Below are 20,285 nucleotides of genomic sequence, written 5' to 3'. Positions count from 1 at the left end.
CGAAATCCCCCACCCCTTGAACTTTCCCCCCACGGCCCTATCTAAGCGACGATAACCACCAGCGGATCTTTCGTCTGAAATTTGTTTTGATTGCGGCCCGGACCGCCTTACAAGCAATGATTATTTCGACTGATTACTCAACCCATTCTCAACACCCCCAGGCCGCGGCTTCCTGCCGTCGCTCCATTCGACGCGTTCCAATCTACCTGCCCATCTCGCGTCCACCGCCAACTCAATAGCGTTTCTTTAAGCGAGAGTACAAAGCGAAGGGACCGATGCCGGGTGCCGCCTTTTGAGACCTTCGAAAACAGGGATGTTTTCGCAGAGCCCCCATGGATGGGTTCACGGCGTGTCTCAAAAGGCGGCACCCGGTAGCGGACCCACCACCGGAACCAATCAAGAAGTCCAACCACCCCCTGAAAACCAAACCAAAAGGAGGACAAGGTGCTGGAAGTCACCCACCTCAGCCGTTGTTACGGCGACTTCAAAGCCGTCAACGGCGTCAGTTTTACCATCGGCAACGGCGAAATTGTTGGCCTGCTCGGCCACAACGGCGCCGGCAAAACCACCATCATGAAAATGCTTTCCGGCTACCTGGAACCGGACACCGGCAGCGTACAGATTGATGGACTCGACATGGCCAAACAGCCCAAAACCCTGCAGCGGCAACTGGGCTACCTGCCGGAAAACCTCCCCGTGTATGGCGAAATGCGCGTCGCCGACTACCTCGACTACGCCGCTTGCCTTAAAGGCCTGGACGGTCGCGAAAAGATCGACGAAATCCGCCGCGCCATTAAAGCCACCGAACTCGCCGACAAACTCCACGCCCGTATCCACACCCTATCCCGGGGCTACAAACAACGGGTTGGTGTCGCCCAGGCCATACTCGGACGACCCCGTCTGCTGATTCTGGACGAGCCCACCAACGGCCTCGATCCCACCCAGACCCGGCAGATGCGTGCACTGATCAAAGACATCGCCCGCGAAGCCACCGTCATCCTCTCCACCCACATCATGCAGGAAGTCGAAGCCCTGTGTGACCGGGTGCTGATCATCCACCGTGGACAGCTCGCGGTGGATGAAAAACTCGACAACCTCCGCCGGGCCAACAGCATCATGCTGGAAACCTCCGCCACCGATGCCCGCGAAGTACTGGGCCGCCTCGGCCAGGAAGAAGGTATCGAGCAGATAGAACCGCTCAAGCCCGCGGGCACATTCCGCATTGCACTGGGCGAGGGCACCAATCAGCGCAGCACCTGCGCAGTTATCGCCCGCACCCTGATCGAAGCCGGCGGTGAAATCTACCGTCTGCAACCGGAGCAGCGCGACCTGGAAAGCCTGTTCCGCCAGGTCAATGAAACCAACCCAACTGCACAACAAAAACAACAGGAGGCACTGGAAGATGCGGCCTGACATCAACGTTCAAATCAGCGGCAAACAGCGGATCCAGCGCGTGGCCGGCAAAGAACTCACCCTGTTTTTTGCCGCGCCGGTGGCCTACCTGTTCCTCGCCACCTTCGCGGCCATCAGTCTGTTTGTATTTTTCTGGGGCGAGGCATTTTTCGCCCGCAATATCGCCGACGTGCGCCCGCTGTTCGAGTGGATGCCGCTGCTGCTGGTTTTCCTGTGCAGCGCGCTCACCATGCGCCTGTGGAGCGACGAGCGCGCCAAGGGGACACTGGAACACATCCTCACCCAGCCCGTGCCCCTGTGGCAGTTTGTGGTGGGCAAGTTCCTCGCCTGTCTGGCACTGCTCGGCATTGCGCTCGCCATCACCCTGCCGCTGCCGATCACCGTTGCACTGATCGGCGACCTGGACTGGGGGCCGGTATGGGCGGGTTACCTCGCCACTTTTTTTCTGGGGGCGGCCTATATCAGTATCGGCCTGTTCGTATCCGCCCGCTCCGGCAACCAGATCGTCAGCCTGATTCTCGCCTCGGCGCTGTGCGGAGCGTTTTACCTGATCGGCAGCCCGCTGCTCACCGACTTCTTCGGCAACCACACCGGTGAATGGCTGCGCAGCCTCAGCACCGGCGCGCGCTTTGATGCCATCACCCGCGGCGTGCTCGACCTGCCGGATCTGTATTACTACCTGAGCCTGTGCGCAGTCTTCCTGTCACTGAACACGCTGGTGCTGGAGCGCGAACGCTGGGCCGCCGGCGGCGACCGCCAACACCGCCAGCGCTGGCAGACAGTGACCGCTCTGCTGGTGGTCAATGCACTGGGGGCAAACCTGTGGCTCGGACAACTGAAGAGCCTGCGCGCGGATGTGACCGAGGGCAATCTGTACTCCATTTCTCCCGCCACCGAACAGTACCTGAATCAACTCCGGGAACCGCTGCTGATCCGCGGTTATTTCAGTGGCAAAACCCACCCGCTGCTGGCCCCGCTGGTTCCGCAGATGCGCGACCTGTTGCAGGAATACGAAGTGGCGGGTAATGGCCGGGTGCGGGTGGAAATCATCGATCCCACACAGGAGCCGGAACTGGAGGAGGAAGCCAACCGCAAATACGGCATCGCCCCGGTGCCATTCCAGGTGGCGGACCGCTATCAGGCCTCCATCGTCAGCTCCTACTTTGATGTGCTGGTGCAGTACGGCGATGAATATGAGGTGCTGGGCTTTCGCGACCTGATCGAAATCAATGCAGAGCGCGAAACCGATGTCGATGTGCAGTTGCGCAACCCGGAATATGACCTCACTCGCGCAGTGAAAAAAGTGCTGCAGAGCTACCAGAGCGAGGGCAACCTGTTCGACACGGTACAGGGACAGCTGGCATTCACCGCCTATGTCTCCGCCGACGACCAGTTACCGGAACAACTGGCCGCGTTCAAACAGACGATCCGCGAATCGGTGGAAAACATGCAGGCAGACGCCGGTGAACGCCTGAGTGTGGACTTTGTCGACCCACAGGCAGACGGCGGCCAGGTGGCCCGGCAGATCGCCGAGGACTACGGTTTCCAGCCCATGGCCGCGAGCCTGATCGGTCGCCCGTTCTATTTTTACCTGACGCTGGCTCGGGATGACCAGATCGTGCAAATCCCCCTGGACGACCTCAGCGCGGACACCTTCGAGCGCAATCTGCAAGCGGGCATCAAGCGTTTTGCCAGCGGCTTCACCAAGACCGTGGCACTGGTAACCCCGGCGGACGACTTCAATCAGGGCATGGGCGGCGGCCCTCGCTTCAGCCAGCTGGAATCCTTATTGGGAGCCGAGCTGAACGTGGAGCGCGAAGACCTGAGTGACGGTCGCGTCTCCGGCAACGCAGATATCCTGATGCTGCTGGCACCGCGCGACCTCGGCGAGAAAGCCCTCTATGCCGTCGACCAGTTCCTCATGCAGGGGGGTACCGTGATCGCCGCCACCTCCCCCTACAGCGCCAACCTGTCCAACCGCAGCCTGAGCCTGAACCGGGTCAACAGCGGCCTGAAACAGTGGCTCGCTCACATGGGCCTCGAGATCGACGACCAGCTGGTGCTGGACCCGCAGAACAGCGCCTTCCCGGTACCGGTGACCCGCAATGTGGGCGGCTTCCAGCTACAGGAACTGCGCATGCTCGATTACCCGTACTTTATCGACGTGCGCGGCGAGGGCCTGAACGCCGACAACCCCATCACCGGCAACCTGCCCCAGGCCACCCTGAGCTGGGCCTCGCCGATCCGTGTGGATGAGGAAAAGTCCGCGCAGCGCACCGTCACCCCGCTGCTGCGCAGTTCTGGAGATTCCTGGCTGTCGGGCAACACCAGTGTGATGCCGCGCTACGTGGACGGACAGGTCAGCGCCTTTACCCCGGAGGGCGAGCGCAACTCGCAGCTGCTGGGTGTGATCAGCGCCGGGCGCTTCGACTCCTACTTCGCCGACAAACCCTCGCCGCTGGCCCAACAACCAGAAGCGCAGCCGCCAGAAGGCACAGAGCATAATGAGAAAGGCGCCAGTGAAGCTGACACACTGGACAACCTGCCCAGCCAGATCAGCCGCTCGCCGGAATCCGCGCGCATCATCCTGTTCGCCTCCAACGACTTCCTGCGCGATCAGGTGGTGCGTATGAGCGGTGCCGCCGCCGGCGGTGACTACCTCAACACCCTGCAACTGGCGGCCAATAGCGTGGACTGGTCCGTGGAGGACGCGGGCCTGCTCGGCATCCGTGCGCGCGGCCACTTCAACCGCACCCTGCCGCCCATGGAGCAAGACAGCCGCCTGTTCTGGGAATCCCTGAACTATATCGCCGCACTGCTGGCGCTGGGCATCGTCGCCCTGATCCAGCACCTGCGCAATCGCGCCCGTCAGCAACGCTACCAACAACTGCTGGCCGGCTGAGGAGGAATTCGAGCATGAAAAAACTGCAAATGACATTGAGCGGCGTGCTGGCGCTGCAGCTGGTACTGGCCGCGGGCCTGTTCTGGCAATCCACGTCCCGACAACAGGCGCAGGCACAACCGACCCAACTGGTGCAGACGCAAGCCGATGCGTTGCAGCGGCTGGAAATCGCCGGTGACGACAACCGCGTCACCCTGCAAAAAATCGACGGCCAGTGGCAGCTGCCGGAACTGCACCAACTCCCGGTCAACAGCGACAAGCTTGCGTCCCTGCTGGACAAACTGACCAACCTGCAAAGCAACTGGCCGGTGGCTACGAGCAACAGCGCCCGCGAGCGCTTCGAGGTGGCGGAGGATAAATTCCGCAAACACCTGAAGCTGTTTGCTGGCGAAGACAACGAACCGACACTGGAGCTTTACCTGGGCACCTCCCCGGGCTTTCGTAAGGTGCACGTACGCCGCGCGGATGACGACGCCATTTACGCGGTGGAGCTGAACAGCTTTGACCTGCCGAGCGAAGCGGACACCTGGCTGGATAAATCCCTGCTGGCGGCGGGCGATATCCAGCGTATTCAGGGGCCGGACTACCAGCTCGAAAAGGGGGATGACGGCTGGATCTTTACTGCAGATGACTCGGACGAATCCCCCGCGGTGGATCCCGGCAAAGCCCGTGAACTGGCCACCGCTCTGGAGAAACTACGCATCACCAAAGCGGTTGACGAAGCCCCGCAGGCAGAAGAAACCGAAATTGTGGTGCATACCGATACAGGTGAACGGCGCTACCACTTCGCCAACGCGGACGACAAATACTATGTACGCCGCGACGACCGCAATCAGTTCTTTGAGATCAGCCGATATGATTTCGACCGGGTGATGGATAAACGTTACCAGGATCTGGTGCTGGTTGAACGGGATGAGGAGGAGCAGACCGCGGAGGATGACTCCAGTATGACGCAGAAGGAAGACGCAAAAAGCTGAAGACTTCAGCCAAAAGAAAAACCGCGCAATGCGCGGTTTTTCTTTTGGCCATTCAAGGAAAAGTTTTATCCCTTAGGGAAAAACAATTTCCCCTCCTCCATCTTGATCACTTTCCCGATGGGCGGGAAGACATTTTTCGCCAGGTTCGGGGCGAGTGAAAGGCACGACCAGAGTGGGAGACTCCACTCTCACCACAAGCGGCTGGTATTTGCTGAAGGAAATATTCTTTTCCTCCGCCACCCTTGCATTCCTTTTTATTGTTTCCGTTTGCCACTACTTGCAACTACCAGTGGCCATTTATAATGACGGTGCGCCACCAGACAGATTTTGCAAGGGTACCCTGCTAATACCCTATAAAAGGGTACTCCACTAAAACGCAATATCCGGCGGCGGCGCCACCCGCAATACTTCCTGCACCGTGGTGATACCGGCAGCCACTTTTCTCGCCCCGGATAAACGCAGGCTGTTCATGCCCTCACGCATGCCCTGGCGGCGCACCTGTTGCAGGTCGCAGTCGTGAGTAACCAGCGACTGCACCCCTTCGCTAAACGGCAGTATCTCGTATATACCCTGGCGCCCGCGGTAACCGGTATTGCGGCAATCGAGACAGCCTTCCGGCTGATACACCACTTCCGGCTTGGGCGCTTTCCACGGTTTTACCAGCGCCTGCCAGTCTTCATCGCTGACCTCCGCCTTGCGCTTGCAGCTGGGGCAGAGGGTGCGCACCAGGCGCTGGGCCATCACGCCCAGCACCGTGGACTTCAATAGATAGTGCGGCAACCCGAGGTCCAGCAGACGGGTTACCGCCGTGGGCGCGTCGTTGGTGTGCAGGGTGGAGATAACGAGGTGACCGGTGAGCGCCGCCTGTACCGCCATCTGTGCGGTTTCCAGATCGCGGATCTCCCCCACCATGATGATGTCCGGGTCCTGACGCATCAGGGTGCGGATACCCGCGGCGAAATCCAGGCCGATACTGTGGTGCACCTGAGTCTGGTTGAAGCTGTCTTCCACCATCTCGATGGGATCTTCGACAGTGGATACATTCACTTCCGTGGTGGCGAGCTGCTTGAGGGCCGTGTAAAGGGTGGTGGTTTTACCGGAGCCGGTGGGGCCGGTCACCAACACGATGCCGTTGGGGCGAGACAGCATGGTCTGCCAGCGGTGGAGATCTTCACCGCCCAGGCCCAGGTCGTGATAGGAGCGCGCCAGCACTTCCGGGTCGAAGATCCGCATCACCAGCTTTTCCCCGAACGCCGTGGGCAGTGTGGATAAGCGCAGCTCCACCTCACTGCCATCCGGGCGCTTGGTCTTGATACGCCCATCCTGGGGCTTGCGCTTTTCCGCCACGTTCATCCGCCCGAGGATCTTCAGGCGACTGGTGATGGCGGCGTTGACCTGGTCCGGCAGTTCGTGAATCGGGTGCAGTACACCGTCGATGCGGAAGCGGATACGGCCGATACCGCGGCGCGGCTCGATGTGGATATCACTGGCGCGCTGGTCAAACGCATGCTGCAGCAGCCAGTCGACAATATTGACGATATGCTGGTCGTTGGCCTCGGGATCCTTGAGGCTGCCGAGCTCCAGTAGCTGCTCGAAGTTACCGGCACCGGAGCTGCCCTTGAGGCCGCTGGCGCCGGAAATGGAGTTGGCGAGGGAGTAGAATTCGGTAACATAACGGCGGATGTCGGCTGGATCCGCCACTACCCGCTGCACGGTACGGCCACTGGTGTGCTCCAGTTGCTCCTCCCACCCGCTGGTGTAAGGCTGAGCGGTGGCTACCAGCAGCGTTTCCCGATTCGCCTCCACGCACAGGATCTGGTGGCGCTTCGCGAACTGGAAGCTCATCACCTCCGTCACCTCCGCCACATTAATCTTCAGCGGATCGATGTGGTAAATCCCGTGTGCAGAGGTATCCGCCAGCCACTGGGTCAGCGTGGCGGCGTCCAGCAGTTTGCCGGGCTGGTGCTGGTTTTCCAGTTCGCAGCTGGCAATATAGCTGAGAGGGTGCATCTGCGCCTGTTCGGCGGTGCGCGGGGTGCCAATCAGACGATTGGCGTCCGGACGGCTGATATACCCCCGGCTCACCAGGTCTTCCAGCAGCCCCGGCAAATCCAGGATCCTGTCCGCCGCTCCTGTCACAGCCATACAATTGCACCCGTCTACGCTTAGTGTGAAGGCGCATTGTAGCTCTTATAACGACGGCCTACAGTGCGCGGGGTAGACAGAATGACATGGAAACCAAACCGTCACTGTGACCTGCGCACAGGTTGGGGTACCATGCCGCCCAATTTGGCCGCCCGGGCGGCGTTTCACTTAATTTCAGTCAGGATCGGAAAAGGAACAGACCATGCCCCTGTCCAATATCGCCAACCTGTTCGGCCGTTCACCAATCAAGCCGATCAAGGAGCACATGGCGACCGCCCACGAGGCGTCCGCGGATCTGGTGCCCTTCTTTGAGGCCCTTATGAAGGGCGACTTCGACGCCGCGGGCGAGATTCAACTGCGCATTTCCGCCAGCGAGAACCGCGCCGATGACATCAAGAAAGACCTGCGCCTGCATCTGCCGGACAGCCTGTTCATGCCGGTCTCCCGCACCGACCTGCTGGAACTGCTGCACGTCCAGGACAAGGTAGCCAACAAGGCTCAGGATATCGCCGGTCTCGCCACCGGCCGGAAGATGCAGATCCCCGAATCCATGCACGGCATGATGGCCACCTTTGTGGAAAGCGCCGTGGCGGCCTCCGCCCAGGCACTGAAGGCCATCAACGAGCTGGACGAACTGCTGGAGTCCGGCTTTGCCGGGCGCGAGGTGGACATCACCCGCCGCATGACCGAAGAGCTGGACGACCTCGAGCGTAAATCCGACAAACTCGAAGTCGAAGTACGCGCCGCACTGTTCAAACTAGAAAAAGACCTGCCGCCGGTAGACGTGATTTTTCTCTACCGGATTATCGAGTGGGTCGGCGACCTGGCAGATGAGGCCCACGGCGTGGGCAACCGATTGCAGCTGCTGCTGGCGCGTTAACGGGGGAGAGAAAACGTGGATATCATTGCTCAGTACGGCCATATCTTTTTGATCCTGGCCTGTGTATTCGGCTTTTTTATGGCCTGGGGCGTCGGTGCCAACGACGTTGCCAACGCCATGGGGACCTCCGTCGGCTCCCGCGCACTTACCATCAAACAGGCGATCATCATCGCCATGATTTTCGAGTTTGCCGGTGCCTACCTCGCTGGCGGTGAGGTCACCGCCACCATCCGCAAGGGCATCATTTCCTCGGATATTTTCAACGACCAGCCCGAGTTGCTGGTCTACGGTATGCTCTCGGCACTGTTGGCGGCCGGCACCTGGCTGCTGATCGCCAGCATCCTGGGCTGGCCGGTATCCACCACCCATTCCATCGTCGGCGCCATCGTCGGTTTTTCTGCGGTCGGCATCTCACCGGACGCCGTGGCCTGGGGCAAAGTGGGCAGCATCGTTGCCAGCTGGGTGGTCTCGCCGGTACTGGCGGGCACCATCTCCTTTATGCTGTTCCGCAGTGTGCAACGCCTGATCCTCAACACTGAAGATCCTTTCGGCAATGCCAAGCGCTACATTCCTTTCTACATGTTTGCCGTAGGCTGGATGATCGCCATGGTTACCCTCACCAAGGGGCTGAAGCATGTATTGAAGGATGCGGATATCTCCCTGTCTTTCTGGCAGGACGCCCTCATCGCGGGTGTCGCCGGGCTGATCGTGATGGGCATCGGTGTGATGATGCTGAAACGTATCAAGCGGGATCCGGAACGCGAGCGCGACAACCGCTTTGCCAACGTAGAGCGGGTGTTCGCCATCCTGATGGTATTTACCGCCTGTGCCATGGCCTTCGCTCACGGCTCCAACGACGTGGCCAATGCCGTCGGCCCGCTCGCAGCGGTAGTCAATACCGTGCAGATGGGCGCAGTGACCGCCAAGGCCTCCATGCCGCCGTGGATTCTGTTGCTCGGGGGTGCCGGTATCGTAGTCGGTCTCGCCACCTACGGCTTCAAGGTAATGGCCACCATTGGCAGAAAGATCACCGAACTGACCCCGAGCCGTGGCTTCGCCGCCGAGCTGGGTGCCGCCGCCACCGTGGTACTCGCGTCCGGTACCGGCCTGCCCATCTCCACCACCCACACCCTGGTGGGGGCGGTGCTGGGTGTGGGCCTGGCCCGCGGCATCGGCGCCCTGAACCTGCGCATGATCACCACCATCGCCGCCTCCTGGGTCGTTACCCTGCCCGCCGGCGCCGGCATCGCGATCATCTTTTTCTTCTTCTTCAAGGGCGTCTTCGGTTGGTAGAAAAAGGGCTGGTAACCTGGCCATAGTAAAAACCGGCCACAACTGATAAAAAGGGGAGCTTCCGAGCTCCCCTTTTTTTTTTGGCAATGGAGAAGGACATTCCCATGCAACTGCCTATCTATCAAGCCGACGCCTTTACCTCCGAACTGTTCCAAGGTAACCCCGCCGCTTACGTCCCCCTGACCCATTGGCTGGACGACCAGCTGATGCAACAGATCGCCGCCGAGAACAACCTCGCCGAGACCGCCTTCACCGTCCCCGTCGGCAACGGCTTCGAGCTGCGCTGGTTCACTCCGGGCGAAGAAGTCCCCCTGTGCGGCCATGCGACCCTGGTCACCGCACACCTGCTGTGGACCGAGTTGGGGTTCACCGACCCGGAAATCCACTTCTTCACTCGCAGCGGCGAACTGATCGTGCGTCAGGAAGGTGATCTGCTGTCTCTGGACTTTCCCGCAAAGCAGACCCGCGAAATCCCGCTCGATGACAGCTATACCGCCGCCCTCGGCGCCAGGCCACTCAAGCTGCTGGAAGTGGCCGGTTCCAACGACCAGTTACTGGTGGAATTCGCCACTGCCGAAGACATCGCCAGCCTCACCCCGGATATGCGCGCTGTGGCCGCGCTGCCCTACAAAGGCCTGATCTGCACCGCCCCCGGTAACGACTGCGATTTCGTCAGCCGCTTTTTCGCCCCCGCCATCGGTATCGACGAAGACCCTGTCACCGGCTCCGCGCATACATTGCTGGTGCCGTTCTGGGCAGAGAAACTGGACCGGACTGCGTTGCAGGCGAAGCAGATTTCGTCCCGCGGTGGCGAGCTGGACTGCGAGCTGAATGGTGAGCGGGTGATTATGCGTGGGCGGGCGGTGACTTATTTACGTGGACAGATAAGCCTTTGACCCAACGGTTAAATCAACGTGCGTCAATCTCCGAGAAGGTGGCGATGCCGGGTGCGAACTTGTGAGACCTTCTAAAACAGGGATGTTTTAGAAGAGCCCCCATGGGCCGAAGGCGCCGCGATGGAGCGGCCGGACTGGGTTCACGGCGTGTCTCACAAGTTCGCACCCGGTAGCGTCACCGCCACCATAGCCGCGACAGGGCTTCTTTGAGAGCTACCAATAGTGATAGTGCAACCGTTCATTCTTCCGCGGCCCGTGGATCTGCCAGATCAGCTCCAGTTGATCCTTGTGTAACAGCAACTCCGCGGTGTAAATATCGTCGCCACAGTGATGCGCGGCCACCTCGCGAAAACCGTGTTCGGTCACCGGCGCCAGGGCAAACAACAGCACCGGCTCTTCACGGCGCAGGTGTTCCAGGCGAATGGCATTGTCATCCCGGCTCCAGCGATAGCGGTTCTGCAACTGGATTTTGTGGCCGTCACCATCGGTATATTCCGCCTGCTCGGAAAATATCAGGTTACCCTCATCCGAAGTCACCGCCACCTCACCACGGCCGTGACCGCGCCAGTTGGTTCTTGAACCGGGCCCGTTGCTGGCACTGAAACTGAACGCCGTGATTTTTCCGAGCCTCGCCCACAGCTGCGCAAGCGCCGTCTGAAAAGCCTTATCATTATCTAAATCAGCCGACATTCATCCAGACTCCAAACCTTATGACACTGTTGATACTGGTCACCCTCCTGTGGGCCTTCTCTTTCAGCCTGATCGGCGTTTACCTGGCCGGACAGGTGGACAGTTATTTTTCCGTTCTCACCCGCGTACTGCTCGCCGCCGCGGTATTCCTGCCCCTGATCAACTGGCGCACCCCACCGCGCACAGCACTGTCGTTGATGGTCATCGGCGCCGTACAACTGGGGGCCATGTACCTGTTTTACTACCAGTCATTCCTGCTATTGAGCGTACCGGAAGTACTGCTGTTCACCATCTTCACACCGGTGTATATCACCCTGATCGACGACCTGCTAAAGCGACATTTTTCCTGGTGGAATCTCCTGGTCGCCGCCATTGCGGTATTCGGTGCCGCAGTTATTCGCTGGGATGAACTGAGTGGCGGCTACTGGCGCGGTTTTCTGGTCGTCCAGGGCGCCAACCTCTGTTTCGCCAGCGGACAGGTGGCCTACAGGCAGTTTATGCAATCTGCCGGTTATCGCGAGCACCCATTGCCCCAGCGACAGGTATTTGGCTGGTTCTTTGTTGGCGCCAGTCTCGTCGTCTCAATCGCCTGGCTGGCATTGGGCCAGGCAGACTATCCGAAAACACCCATCCAATGGGGTATTCTGCTGTGGTTGGGTGCGGTGGCCTCCGGTCTCGGCTATTTTCTCTGGAACAAGGGCGCCACCCAGGTTTCCGCCGGCACTCTTGCGGCAATGAACAATGCCCTGATTCCTGCGGGCCTGCTGGTGAATCTGTTAATCTGGAATCGCGACGCCCACCTGCCGCGGCTGCTCGCCGGTGGCCTGCTTATCGTCGCCGCGGTTGCCCTCAGCGAATGGCACACTCGACAACGACAGCAGCAACACAGACGGAATTGAAACCAGCGACATAAGGACAGCGCCATGAATGCCCGCACCCTGCCCGACCTGCAAAGCCAGCTGAAACAGCTGGTGGCCAGCCCCAGCGTCAGCGCCACCAACCCCGCGCTGGATATGGGCAACCGCGGCGTGATCGATCTGCTCGCAGCCTGGCTGGAAACCCTCGGCTTCAGTATCGAGATCATGCCTATCGAGGGGCAGCCCAATAAAGCCAACCTGATCGCCACGCTCTCCGGTAGCGGCAGCGGCGCCGGTGGTCTGGTTCTGGCCGGGCACACCGACACGGTGCCCTACGACGATAACCGCTGGCAATCGGATCCATTCAAGCTCGACGAACGGGACAACCGTCTGTACGGGCTCGGCAGTACCGATATGAAAGGCTTTTTCCCGCTGGCGATCGAGGCGGCAAAGAGTTTTGCAGAGAAACCACTGCAGCAACCGCTGATCATTCTCGCCACCGCCGACGAGGAAACCTCCATGTCCGGCGCCCGCGCACTGGTCAAAGCGGGTCTGCCGAAAGCCCGCTACGCGATTATCGGTGAGCCCACCGGTCTCAAGCCCATCCGTATGCATAAGGGGATGATGATGGAGCGCCTGCGCATTACCGGCCAGGCGGGGCACTCGTCGAATCCCGCTTACGGTGCCAGCGCCCTGGAAGCGATGCACACCGCGATGGGCGAAATCCTCAAGCTGCGCGGCGAGTGGCAGAGCCGCTTTCGCAATCCGGGCTTTGCGGTGGAAGTGCCCACGCTCAATTTTGGCTGTATTCACGGCGGCGATAATCCCAACCGTATCTGCGGCCACACTGAATTACAGTTCGACCTGCGCCCGCTACCGGGTATGGCCATGGACGAGCTGCGCGGTGAGTTGCACCAGCGACTTAACAGTGTGGTTGGTGGAGACAAGATCAAGCTGGAGATGGATTCGCTGATCGGTGGCGTGGAGGCATTTGAAGAACCGGCGCAATCGGAGCTGGTGCAGGCGGCGGAAAAATTGACCGGGCACAGTGCGGAAAGCGTGGCCTTTGCCACCGAGGCACCGTTTCTGCAGAAGCTCGGGATGCAGACCATTGTCCTCGGCCCCGGCGATATCGATCAGGCCCACCAGCCGGATGAATATCTCGGGCTGGAGCGGATTGACCCGATGGTGGAAACCCTGCGGGGGATGATTGGGCGGTTCTGCCTGTAGCGGTACCTGTTTTAAGCTTCGGTGGCGGCACCGCTACCGGGTACGCTTTCGCGAGACACGCCGTAAACCCATCCATGGGGGCTCGGCTGCGGCCGTCCTGGCCGCAGACGGTCTCGCGAAAGCGTACCCGGTATCGATGCCTGCGCCCGAAGTTTTGCAGATCTATCAGAACTCCTAATCAGTAGTCCAAATAAATCCCGCAGAAAATGCGTTATATTGTACCCTCAACCAATTTAATTGCCGAACTGAAAACATCGTGAACACAGAAAACACCACCCTAAACTGGTTCCGTAACGCCGCGCCCTATATCAATGATCTGCGCGGGCGAACCCTGGTGGTTGCGATTCCGGGCGAAGGCTTAGGGCACGAGAACTTTCGCAATCTGGTGCACGATCTGACGCTGCTGATCAGCCTGGGAGTTAGGCTGGTGCTGGTGCACGGCGCCCGCGCGCAGGTAAATTGCACCCTGGAGAAAAACGGTGTCCACAGCCGCTTCCAGGGCAATACCCGGGTAACCGATCGCGAAACCCTCGAGGTCATCAAAGAGACAGTGGGCAAACTGCGTTTCGAGATCGAGGCGGCATTTTCCCAGGGACTCCCGGATTCCCCCATGGCCCGCGCGGCGCTCAAGGTAGTTTCCGGCAATTTCGTTACCGCACGCCCGGTAGGCGTGATTGACGGTACCGATATGGGCTGGACCGGCAAGGTACGGCGTATGGAGGTCGCCGCCATAAGCCGCGCGCTGGATGAAGGGTCACTGGTACTGATCTCTCCGCTGGGCACTTCCCTCACCGGTGAGCTGTTCAACCTGAACTACCTCGACCTGGCAGCGGAAGCGGCACAGAGCCTGAAGGCAGAGAAGCTGATTGTGTTCCGCGATACACCACAGCTCATTGTGGATGGCGCCCCGGTTTACGATCTCAGTATCCATCAGGCGGAAGATGCGCAGGAGTCCGTGGATAGTGAAACCCTCGCCTGTGCGATCAATGCCTGTAACGCCGGTATTCAGCGCGTACACCTGCTGAGTTACGCCGATAACGGGGCCCTGCTGCAGGAGCTGCTGAGCCGCGAGGGCGCCGGCACCATGATCTACCGCGACAGCTACGAGGTGGTGAGGCGCGCGCGGATCACCGATGTGGGCGGAATACTGGGGCTGATAAGACCGCTGGAGAAGCAGGGGATTCTGGTGCGCCGCTCACGGGAAAAGCTCGAGGCGGAAATCGACCATTTCACCCTGGTGGAAGTGGACGGCACGCCAGTAGCCTGTGCTGCGCTGTATCCGATTCTCGACAATCAGGGCGATACCGTCGCCGCAGAAATCGCCTGTGTGGCGATCCATCCGGAGTTCCGCGGTGGTGGCCGCGGCGCCAAGCTGTTGCAGCACCTGGAGCGGCAGGCGCGGGCGCTGGAGCTGCCGGAAATCTATGTGCTCACGACCCAGACCGAGCACTGGTTTATCGAGCGCGGCTTTACCCAGGTAGATGCCAGCGATCTGCCTGCTGCGCGCAAGTCGCTGTACAACATCCAGCGCAACTCCCGGGTGCTGCGCAAACCCCTGTAAACGCCCCTGCCCGTATTGTTCAATTTGTTGTTTCGCGCAATATAATTGCTTTTAAATCCGGAACAGGACGGATAACCCTTTCGCTGGAAACAGCCAGACTCCACAGCCGCGCAAACTTTCTTGCACTTTGTTAATCTGTCAGGCTTCCGGGGTACTACCCCGGCCTGTGTTCATCAATCTGTGATATTCGTAAAGAGCCACTATGCCTCAGTACCGTTCCCGCACCTCCACCGCCGGCCGCAATATGGCCGGCGCCCGCGCCCTGTGGCGCGCCACCGGCATGAAGGATGACGATTTCCACAAGCCCATCATTGCCGTAGCCAACTCCTTCACCCAGTTCGTACCCGGGCATGTGCACCTGAAAGATATGGGACAGCTGGTGGCACGGGAGATCGAAAAGGCCGGTGGCGTCGCCAAGGAATTCAACACCATTGCGGTGGACGACGGTATCGCCATGGGCCACGATGGCATGCTCTACAGCCTGCCCAGCCGCGAGATCATCGCCGACTCCGTCGAGTACATGGTTAATGCCCACTGCGCCGACGCCCTGGTGTGTATTTCCAACTGCGACAAGATCACCCCCGGAATGCTGATGGCGGCCCTGCGCCTGAACATCCCGGTCATCTTCGTATCCGGTGGGCCCATGGAGGCCGGGAAAACCAAGCTCGCCGATCACAAGCTGGACCTGGTGGACGCGATGGTCATCGCCGCCACCGACGACGCTTCCGATGAAAAGGTGGCCGAGTACGAACGCTCAGCCTGCCCCACCTGTGGCTCCTGTTCCGGTATGTTCACCGCCAACTCCATGAACTGCCTGACCGAAGCGCTGGGACTGTCCCTGCCGGGCAATGGCACCATGCTCGCCACCCATGCCGATCGCGAAGAGCTGTTCCTGCGCGCCGGCCGCGAGATTGTCACTCTGGCCAAACGCTATTACGAAGACGACGACGAAGCCGCATTGCCGCGCAATATCGCCAATCGCGCCGCCTTCAGCAATGCCATGGCGCTGGATATCGCCATGGGCGGTTCCACCAACACCATCCTGCACCTGCTCGCTGCGGCCCAGGAAGGGGAGGTGGATTTCAACCTGGCGGATATCGACCGCCTGTCGAGAAAGATTCCACAACTGTGCAAGGTGGCACCCAACACCCAGAAATACCACATCGAGGATGTCCACCGCGCCGGCGGTGTGATGGCAATTCTGGGGGAACTGGAAGCTGCCGGCCTGCTGGACGCCAGCCTGCCCACAGTGCACAGCAGCTCCTTCAAGGAAGCCCTGGAGCAATGGGATATCCGCCGCACCGATGATCCGGCGGTACACAAGTTTTTCCGCGCCGGCCCCGCGGGTATCCCCACCCAGACCGCCTTCAGCCAGGACTGCCGCTGGAACAATCTCGACGGCGACCGCGAGAACGGCTGCATCCGCTCGGTGGAGCATGCGTTCTCCGCCGAAGGCGGACTCGCGGTGTTGTTCGGCAACCTGGCACCGGATGGCTGTGTGGTGAAAACCTCCGGCGTTGAGGAGGAGTTGTGGAAGTTCGAGGGCCCGGCGCACATTGTCGAAAGCCAGGAAGATGCGGTCGCCAATATCCTCGAAGGTCGGGTCAAGGAAGGCGAGGCAGTGATCGTTCGTTATGAAGGCCCCAAGGGCGGGCCGGGAATGCAGGAAATGCTGTACCCCACCAGCTACCTGAAGTCCAAGGGGCTGGGTAAGTCCTGCGCGCTGATCACCGATGGCCGCTTCTCCGGTGGTACCTCCGGGCTCTCCATCGGCCACGTTTCGCCAGAGGCCGCCAGCGGCGGCAATATCGGGCTGGTTCAGGACGGCGACCTGGTGCGTATCGATATTCCCAACCGCCTGATCGAAGTGGATATTCCGGAAGCGGAACTGCATCGCCGCCGCGAGGCCATGAACAATAAAGGCGACGCAGGCTGGAAACCGGCCAAAGCCCGCCCGCGCAAAGTAAGCCGCGCGCTCAAGGCCTATGCATTACTGGCCACCAGCGCGGATAAAGGTGCGATACGGGAAATCGATTGAATTCGACGCTAAAAGTTGATTGAGAACAGAAAAGAGCGGGCAAATGCCCGCTCTTTTCGTTGTTGCCCCCGGTAATTTATTCCGCCATTTTGAACACTATCCGGTTGCGCACCCCGCGCTTTTCCACCGGCCGTCCTTCGGACAGTGGTGGACGGTATTTGAAGCGCTCTACCGCTCTCAGGGCCTCGCGATCGAATACCGTGGTGGGCTCCCCATCATTCTTGTAACCACCTACCACGTTGGCATCGCGCACCCCGCCACTGGGGGTAATGGTGAACTCCACCACCACATAACCCTCGATACCACGGGACAGCGCACGACGCGGATAACGCGGTGCAGGTTTATAGATCGGCAGCGGATCGGCACTGATGATGCTCGGATCCAGACCGGTGTCATCTACTACGGGCGGTGTGATGCCAGTGGGAATCTCTCCCGGAGTCACCCGGGACTCGACTCTGACCGGCTGCAAAGCGGGAGGAATTTCCTGAGGTTTAACCGGTGGTAGCGACTCCTGCACCGTCGGCGTCAGATCCGGGAGATGGATTGGCGCCACTTTTGGCGGTAGCTCTTCAGGTGGCGCCCGGTAGTCGGTGGCAATCAGTTGCGTCATGCCGAGTAGCAGAAGCCCGGTAATGCCAAACGCAAAGGCACCACTGCGGGCCAGCGCCAGCGGGCGAGACGAGATAAAGATAGGGGGGGTGGAGTTCAGCGGATAAGCCTGTTCCATAACACCTCTCCTTTTTATTTTCAGGTGTTTATCGAGCACACGGCGAACCGTGCGGTTGGAAAAGCTGATCAGCTACTTTCAATAATTAGTTGATTTTGGCGTATTTGCAAATAAGTCTTATTTATTTTCAGAATTAGCCGATGCGTATCGGCGGCTCGACCACGCGGAACAGCGCCAAAAAAAAGGCCGCACAGTGTGCGGCCTTTCGAATCCGGAGAAATGCTGAATCACATTGCCAGCTGTTCTGCGCGGTTCTTCTCGTTTTCCACAAAGGAGATCCACTGACGGGCAAACTTCTCGGAACGTTTGTCTTTCAGGGCTTTCTTCAGGTAATCCAACGAGGTGTCGTACTTTTTCAGGTTGGCGTTGGCCATCCCCAGCACGATGTAGAGCTGATCCGGACGTTTGATATCGCCCTTCTGCAGCGCCTTAGAGCCCATGCTGACGGCTTTCTCGTTCTTGTCCAGATCCAGGTAGATACCGGCCAGACGAGAGTAGAGATCACCTTTGTCAGACATACTGGCAGCGGCTTCCAACTCGGGAATAGATTTCTGCAGCTCTTGAGCCATCTGGTACGCCTGAGCCAGGCTTTCCAGATTCTTAGAGGTGCGTTCAATCTTCTTCTCTTTGATGCCCTTGTCGATCACCTTGGCGCCCTTGTAAGGCATCTCAGCACCCATAAAGAGATAGGCCATGTTCAACAGCTCTTTCTCTTTCTGCAGAGCACCGGCAACGTACGCAGCTTCCATCATGTGAAGCATATCGTCTTCGCGCTTCAGCTCACCGTACATACCTGCCAGCTGCTTGTAGTATTCCCCTTTCGGATAATACTTCACCAGCTTCTCGAGTACCTTGGCTACATTTTTGTAGTCGTTATCCTCGTAGTAGAAGTAGCGTTGCAGCTGGAACCAGTTTTCCTTCGGCGTCTTGCCTTCCTGCTCGTACATGTTGATGGCCTTGGTAATATCGGCCATCGCCTTTCCGGACTCTCCTACCTGGTGGTAGGCCTGAGCCCGCAGGGCGTACTTGTCGGCAGTAACGTCGTCAGACAGTGCGAACCACTTGTTCAGGTACACCAGCGCCTGCTTGTAGTCTTCCTGAACGAAGTACAGCTGAGCAATGGTCAACAGGGTACCGACTTCCAGTGCTACCGGCAGGTTTTCCTGCCCTTGCGCCAGCACCTGTTTGTAGTAATTGATCGCCTGCGGGTACCGCTCCATGCTGTAATTCACGAAGCCATAGAAGTAGTACATCTGCGCGGTTTCATACGCGTTCAGCTTGTCTTTACCCGCTTCCATTTCCCGCAGTGCGGCCAACGCTTCCTGCCAGTTACCGGCATCGGCCGCTTCCTGTGCTTTACCCAGGTGCTTGAATGCACTTTCGCGCATGGAAGGTGCTTTGCGGGTTTTCTCTTCGCTCTGTGCATTGGCTTGGGCAAATGACGCGGATACGCCAACTGCCTCAAGCACACTCACACTTACCGCCGGGGCCAGCACCAGGGGCAGCGCCACGGACGTGCGCAGGACGAACTTGGATAAACCTTTCGTCACGGTCGTCATGTTCATATGCGTCCCCTATATTAGTTGGCCATATTGAAGCTGATCTTGGTTTTTACACCAGGCACTTCAATCGGCTCGCCATCAACAACCCGCGGCTTGTACTTGTACTTCAGGGCCGACTTCACCGCAGCGCGGTTGAAGATGGAAGTGGGGTTGCCATCTTTGGTGAAGGCTTCCACAACCTGCGGGTCCCGTACAGAACCGTTCTTGGTCACCGTGTATTCCACGATTACCCAGCCCTCGATACCACGCTGCAGTGCGCGACGGGGATACTGAGGCTGCACTTTTACGATCGGTAGATAGTCACCTTCGGAGGCAAAGCCACCGATACCACCGACGTTCAGGTCAGCGTTCGCTCGCGGCGCAGCCATATTGATTTCGCCATCTACATCAGGCTCATCAAATTCCGGCTCCGGCATATCGGGCGGCGGCTGCTCGGGTTCCTCGGGTTTGTCCGGCTTCCTGGTATCGTATTGCGTTTCGATCTCCTGCTCAGGCATGACCACGTCAGCAACCTTGAGAGGCTCCTCTTCTTCGGGAGCACCCAGGTTCGCTTCGATCAGCGCATGCATGGTGAAGATCAGGGCAAAAGTCGTGGCTACCGCCAGCGCACCCGCCCCTAATAGTCTTACCGGGTTCATAGCAGTTAACTCTTCTCTGTAGCGACGGACACTTTCTCGATACCGACTCTCCTGGCCGCATCTGCGATCAGGGCAACCTTCTCGATACTCGCCTCTTTATCCGGCTGAATTACCAACCACCCTTTCGGGTTTTCGGCACGAAGACGTTCCAGGGTATTTCTCACCTGACGGTCTTCCACTTTCTCTTTGGCAATCCAGATCTCGTCGTTGTTGTTGACCGCTACCAGAATAGAGGTGGTCTTGAGTTCAGACTGTGTCGCTTCCGGCTTCAGTACATCGACACCCGGCTCCTTGATAAAGGTCGCGGTGACGATGAAGAAGATCAGCATGATGAACACCACGTCCAGCATGGGCGTGAGGTCAATCGCTTGCCCTTCTTCTTCCGCCGTAGTCTTTTTCTTGCTCATAGCAACTCTCTCTAGCGAAATGCTCTTAGCGAGATTTGGCCTTGTGAAGCCCCGCTACTCTCAGTGAGC

At 59.3% G+C, this 20,285-nt stretch carries 16 protein-coding genes; 10 read left to right on the top strand and 6 right to left on the bottom strand.

The window, feature by feature from the left end; translation table 11 throughout:
* Positions 1-444: 444 nt before the first annotated feature.
* The 3 genes from LPW13_RS18035 to LPW13_RS18025 are packed head-to-tail and all read left to right on the top strand — an operon-like array spanning position 445 to position 5,292.
* Positions 445-1,413 (top strand): ABC transporter ATP-binding protein, encoded by a 969-nt coding sequence (locus tag LPW13_RS18035; protein ID WP_230437382.1) that lies wholly within the window; start codon positions 445-447, stop codon positions 1,411-1,413.
* Positions 1,403-4,315, top strand: coding sequence for a Gldg family protein (locus tag LPW13_RS18030; RefSeq protein WP_230437381.1), 2,913 nt, complete (start codon positions 1,403-1,405; stop codon positions 4,313-4,315). The genes LPW13_RS18035 and LPW13_RS18030 overlap by 11 nt, the downstream gene beginning before the upstream one ends.
* A gap of 14 nt (positions 4,316-4,329) precedes the next feature.
* On the top strand, positions 4,330-5,292 hold the full coding sequence (locus LPW13_RS18025) for a DUF4340 domain-containing protein (RefSeq protein ID WP_230437380.1): 963 nt from the start codon (positions 4,330-4,332) through the stop codon (positions 5,290-5,292).
* A 369-nt stretch (positions 5,293-5,661) separates the two neighbouring features.
* Here the strand turns inward: LPW13_RS18025 and LPW13_RS18020 are convergent, their stop codons facing one another.
* Entirely contained in the window at positions 5,662-7,437 is a 1,776-nt protein-coding gene (locus LPW13_RS18020) for a GspE/PulE family protein (RefSeq protein ID WP_230437379.1), read from the bottom strand.
* 202 nt (positions 7,438-7,639) lie between these two features.
* On the opposite strand from LPW13_RS18020, the gene LPW13_RS18015 reads away from it, so the two are divergent.
* The 3 genes from LPW13_RS18015 (at position 7,640) to LPW13_RS18005 (ending at position 10,506) form a co-directional block, all read left to right on the top strand.
* Positions 7,640-8,317 carry a TIGR00153 family protein gene (locus tag LPW13_RS18015; protein ID WP_230437378.1) on the top strand — a complete coding sequence of 226 codons (678 nt, stop codon included), beginning with the start codon at positions 7,640-7,642 and terminating at the stop codon, positions 8,315-8,317.
* Between the two features lie 15 nt (positions 8,318-8,332).
* Positions 8,333-9,610 (top strand): inorganic phosphate transporter, encoded by a 1,278-nt coding sequence (locus LPW13_RS18010; protein WP_230437377.1) that lies wholly within the window; start codon positions 8,333-8,335, stop codon positions 9,608-9,610.
* Positions 9,611-9,714: 104 nt separating this feature from the next.
* Complete coding sequence (locus LPW13_RS18005) at positions 9,715-10,506, top strand: PhzF family phenazine biosynthesis protein (RefSeq protein ID WP_230437376.1); 792 nt, start codon at positions 9,715-9,717, stop codon at positions 10,504-10,506.
* A 213-nt stretch (positions 10,507-10,719) separates the two neighbouring features.
* Here the strand turns inward: LPW13_RS18005 and LPW13_RS18000 are convergent, their stop codons facing one another.
* Positions 10,720-11,196 carry a DUF6314 family protein gene (locus LPW13_RS18000; protein WP_230437375.1) on the bottom strand — a complete coding sequence of 159 codons (477 nt, stop codon included), beginning with the start codon at positions 11,194-11,196 and terminating at the stop codon, positions 10,720-10,722.
* 20 nt (positions 11,197-11,216) lie between these two features.
* Here LPW13_RS18000 and LPW13_RS17995 point away from each other — a divergent pair, with 20 nt between their 5' ends.
* From LPW13_RS17995 to ilvD, 4 genes are all read left to right on the top strand, one after another.
* The gene (locus tag LPW13_RS17995) at positions 11,217-12,095 is read left to right on the top strand and encodes a carboxylate/amino acid/amine transporter (protein WP_230437374.1); all 879 of its coding nucleotides are present in this window, start codon (positions 11,217-11,219) and stop codon (positions 12,093-12,095) included.
* A gap of 24 nt (positions 12,096-12,119) precedes the next feature.
* Complete coding sequence (gene argE, locus LPW13_RS17990) at positions 12,120-13,283, top strand: acetylornithine deacetylase (RefSeq protein WP_230437373.1); 1,164 nt, start codon at positions 12,120-12,122, stop codon at positions 13,281-13,283.
* A 256-nt stretch (positions 13,284-13,539) separates the two neighbouring features.
* Positions 13,540-14,844, top strand: coding sequence for an amino-acid N-acetyltransferase (gene argA / locus LPW13_RS17985; protein ID WP_230437372.1), 1,305 nt, complete (start codon positions 13,540-13,542; stop codon positions 14,842-14,844).
* A gap of 202 nt (positions 14,845-15,046) precedes the next feature.
* Complete coding sequence (gene ilvD, locus LPW13_RS17980) at positions 15,047-16,882, top strand: dihydroxy-acid dehydratase (protein ID WP_230437371.1); 1,836 nt, start codon at positions 15,047-15,049, stop codon at positions 16,880-16,882.
* Between the two features lie 76 nt (positions 16,883-16,958).
* Here ilvD and LPW13_RS17975 read toward each other — a convergent pair whose 3' ends face one another.
* The 4 genes from LPW13_RS17975 to LPW13_RS17960 all read right to left on the bottom strand — a co-directional run bounded on the left by LPW13_RS17975 (position 16,959) and on the right by LPW13_RS17960 (position 20,216).
* Complete coding sequence (locus LPW13_RS17975) at positions 16,959-17,609, bottom strand: energy transducer TonB (RefSeq protein WP_230437370.1); 651 nt, start codon at positions 17,607-17,609, stop codon at positions 16,959-16,961.
* A 227-nt stretch (positions 17,610-17,836) separates the two neighbouring features.
* Complete coding sequence (locus tag LPW13_RS17970) at positions 17,837-19,174, bottom strand: tetratricopeptide repeat protein (RefSeq protein ID WP_230437369.1); 1,338 nt, start codon at positions 19,172-19,174, stop codon at positions 17,837-17,839.
* Positions 19,175-19,188: 14 nt separating this feature from the next.
* On the bottom strand, positions 19,189-19,809 hold the full coding sequence (locus tag LPW13_RS17965; protein ID WP_230437368.1) for an energy transducer TonB: 621 nt from the start codon (positions 19,807-19,809) through the stop codon (positions 19,189-19,191).
* A 5-nt stretch (positions 19,810-19,814) separates the two neighbouring features.
* Complete coding sequence (locus LPW13_RS17960; RefSeq protein WP_230437367.1) at positions 19,815-20,216, bottom strand: ExbD/TolR family protein; 402 nt, start codon at positions 20,214-20,216, stop codon at positions 19,815-19,817.
* Positions 20,217-20,285 lie beyond the last annotated feature (69 nt).

Origin of the sequence: Microbulbifer celer (genome assembly GCF_020991125.1) — a bacterium.
In the GTDB taxonomy this organism is placed as follows: Bacteria; Pseudomonadota; Gammaproteobacteria; order Pseudomonadales; family Cellvibrionaceae; genus Microbulbifer; species Microbulbifer celer.
This window is presented reverse-complemented; position numbering and strand designations above follow the sequence as displayed.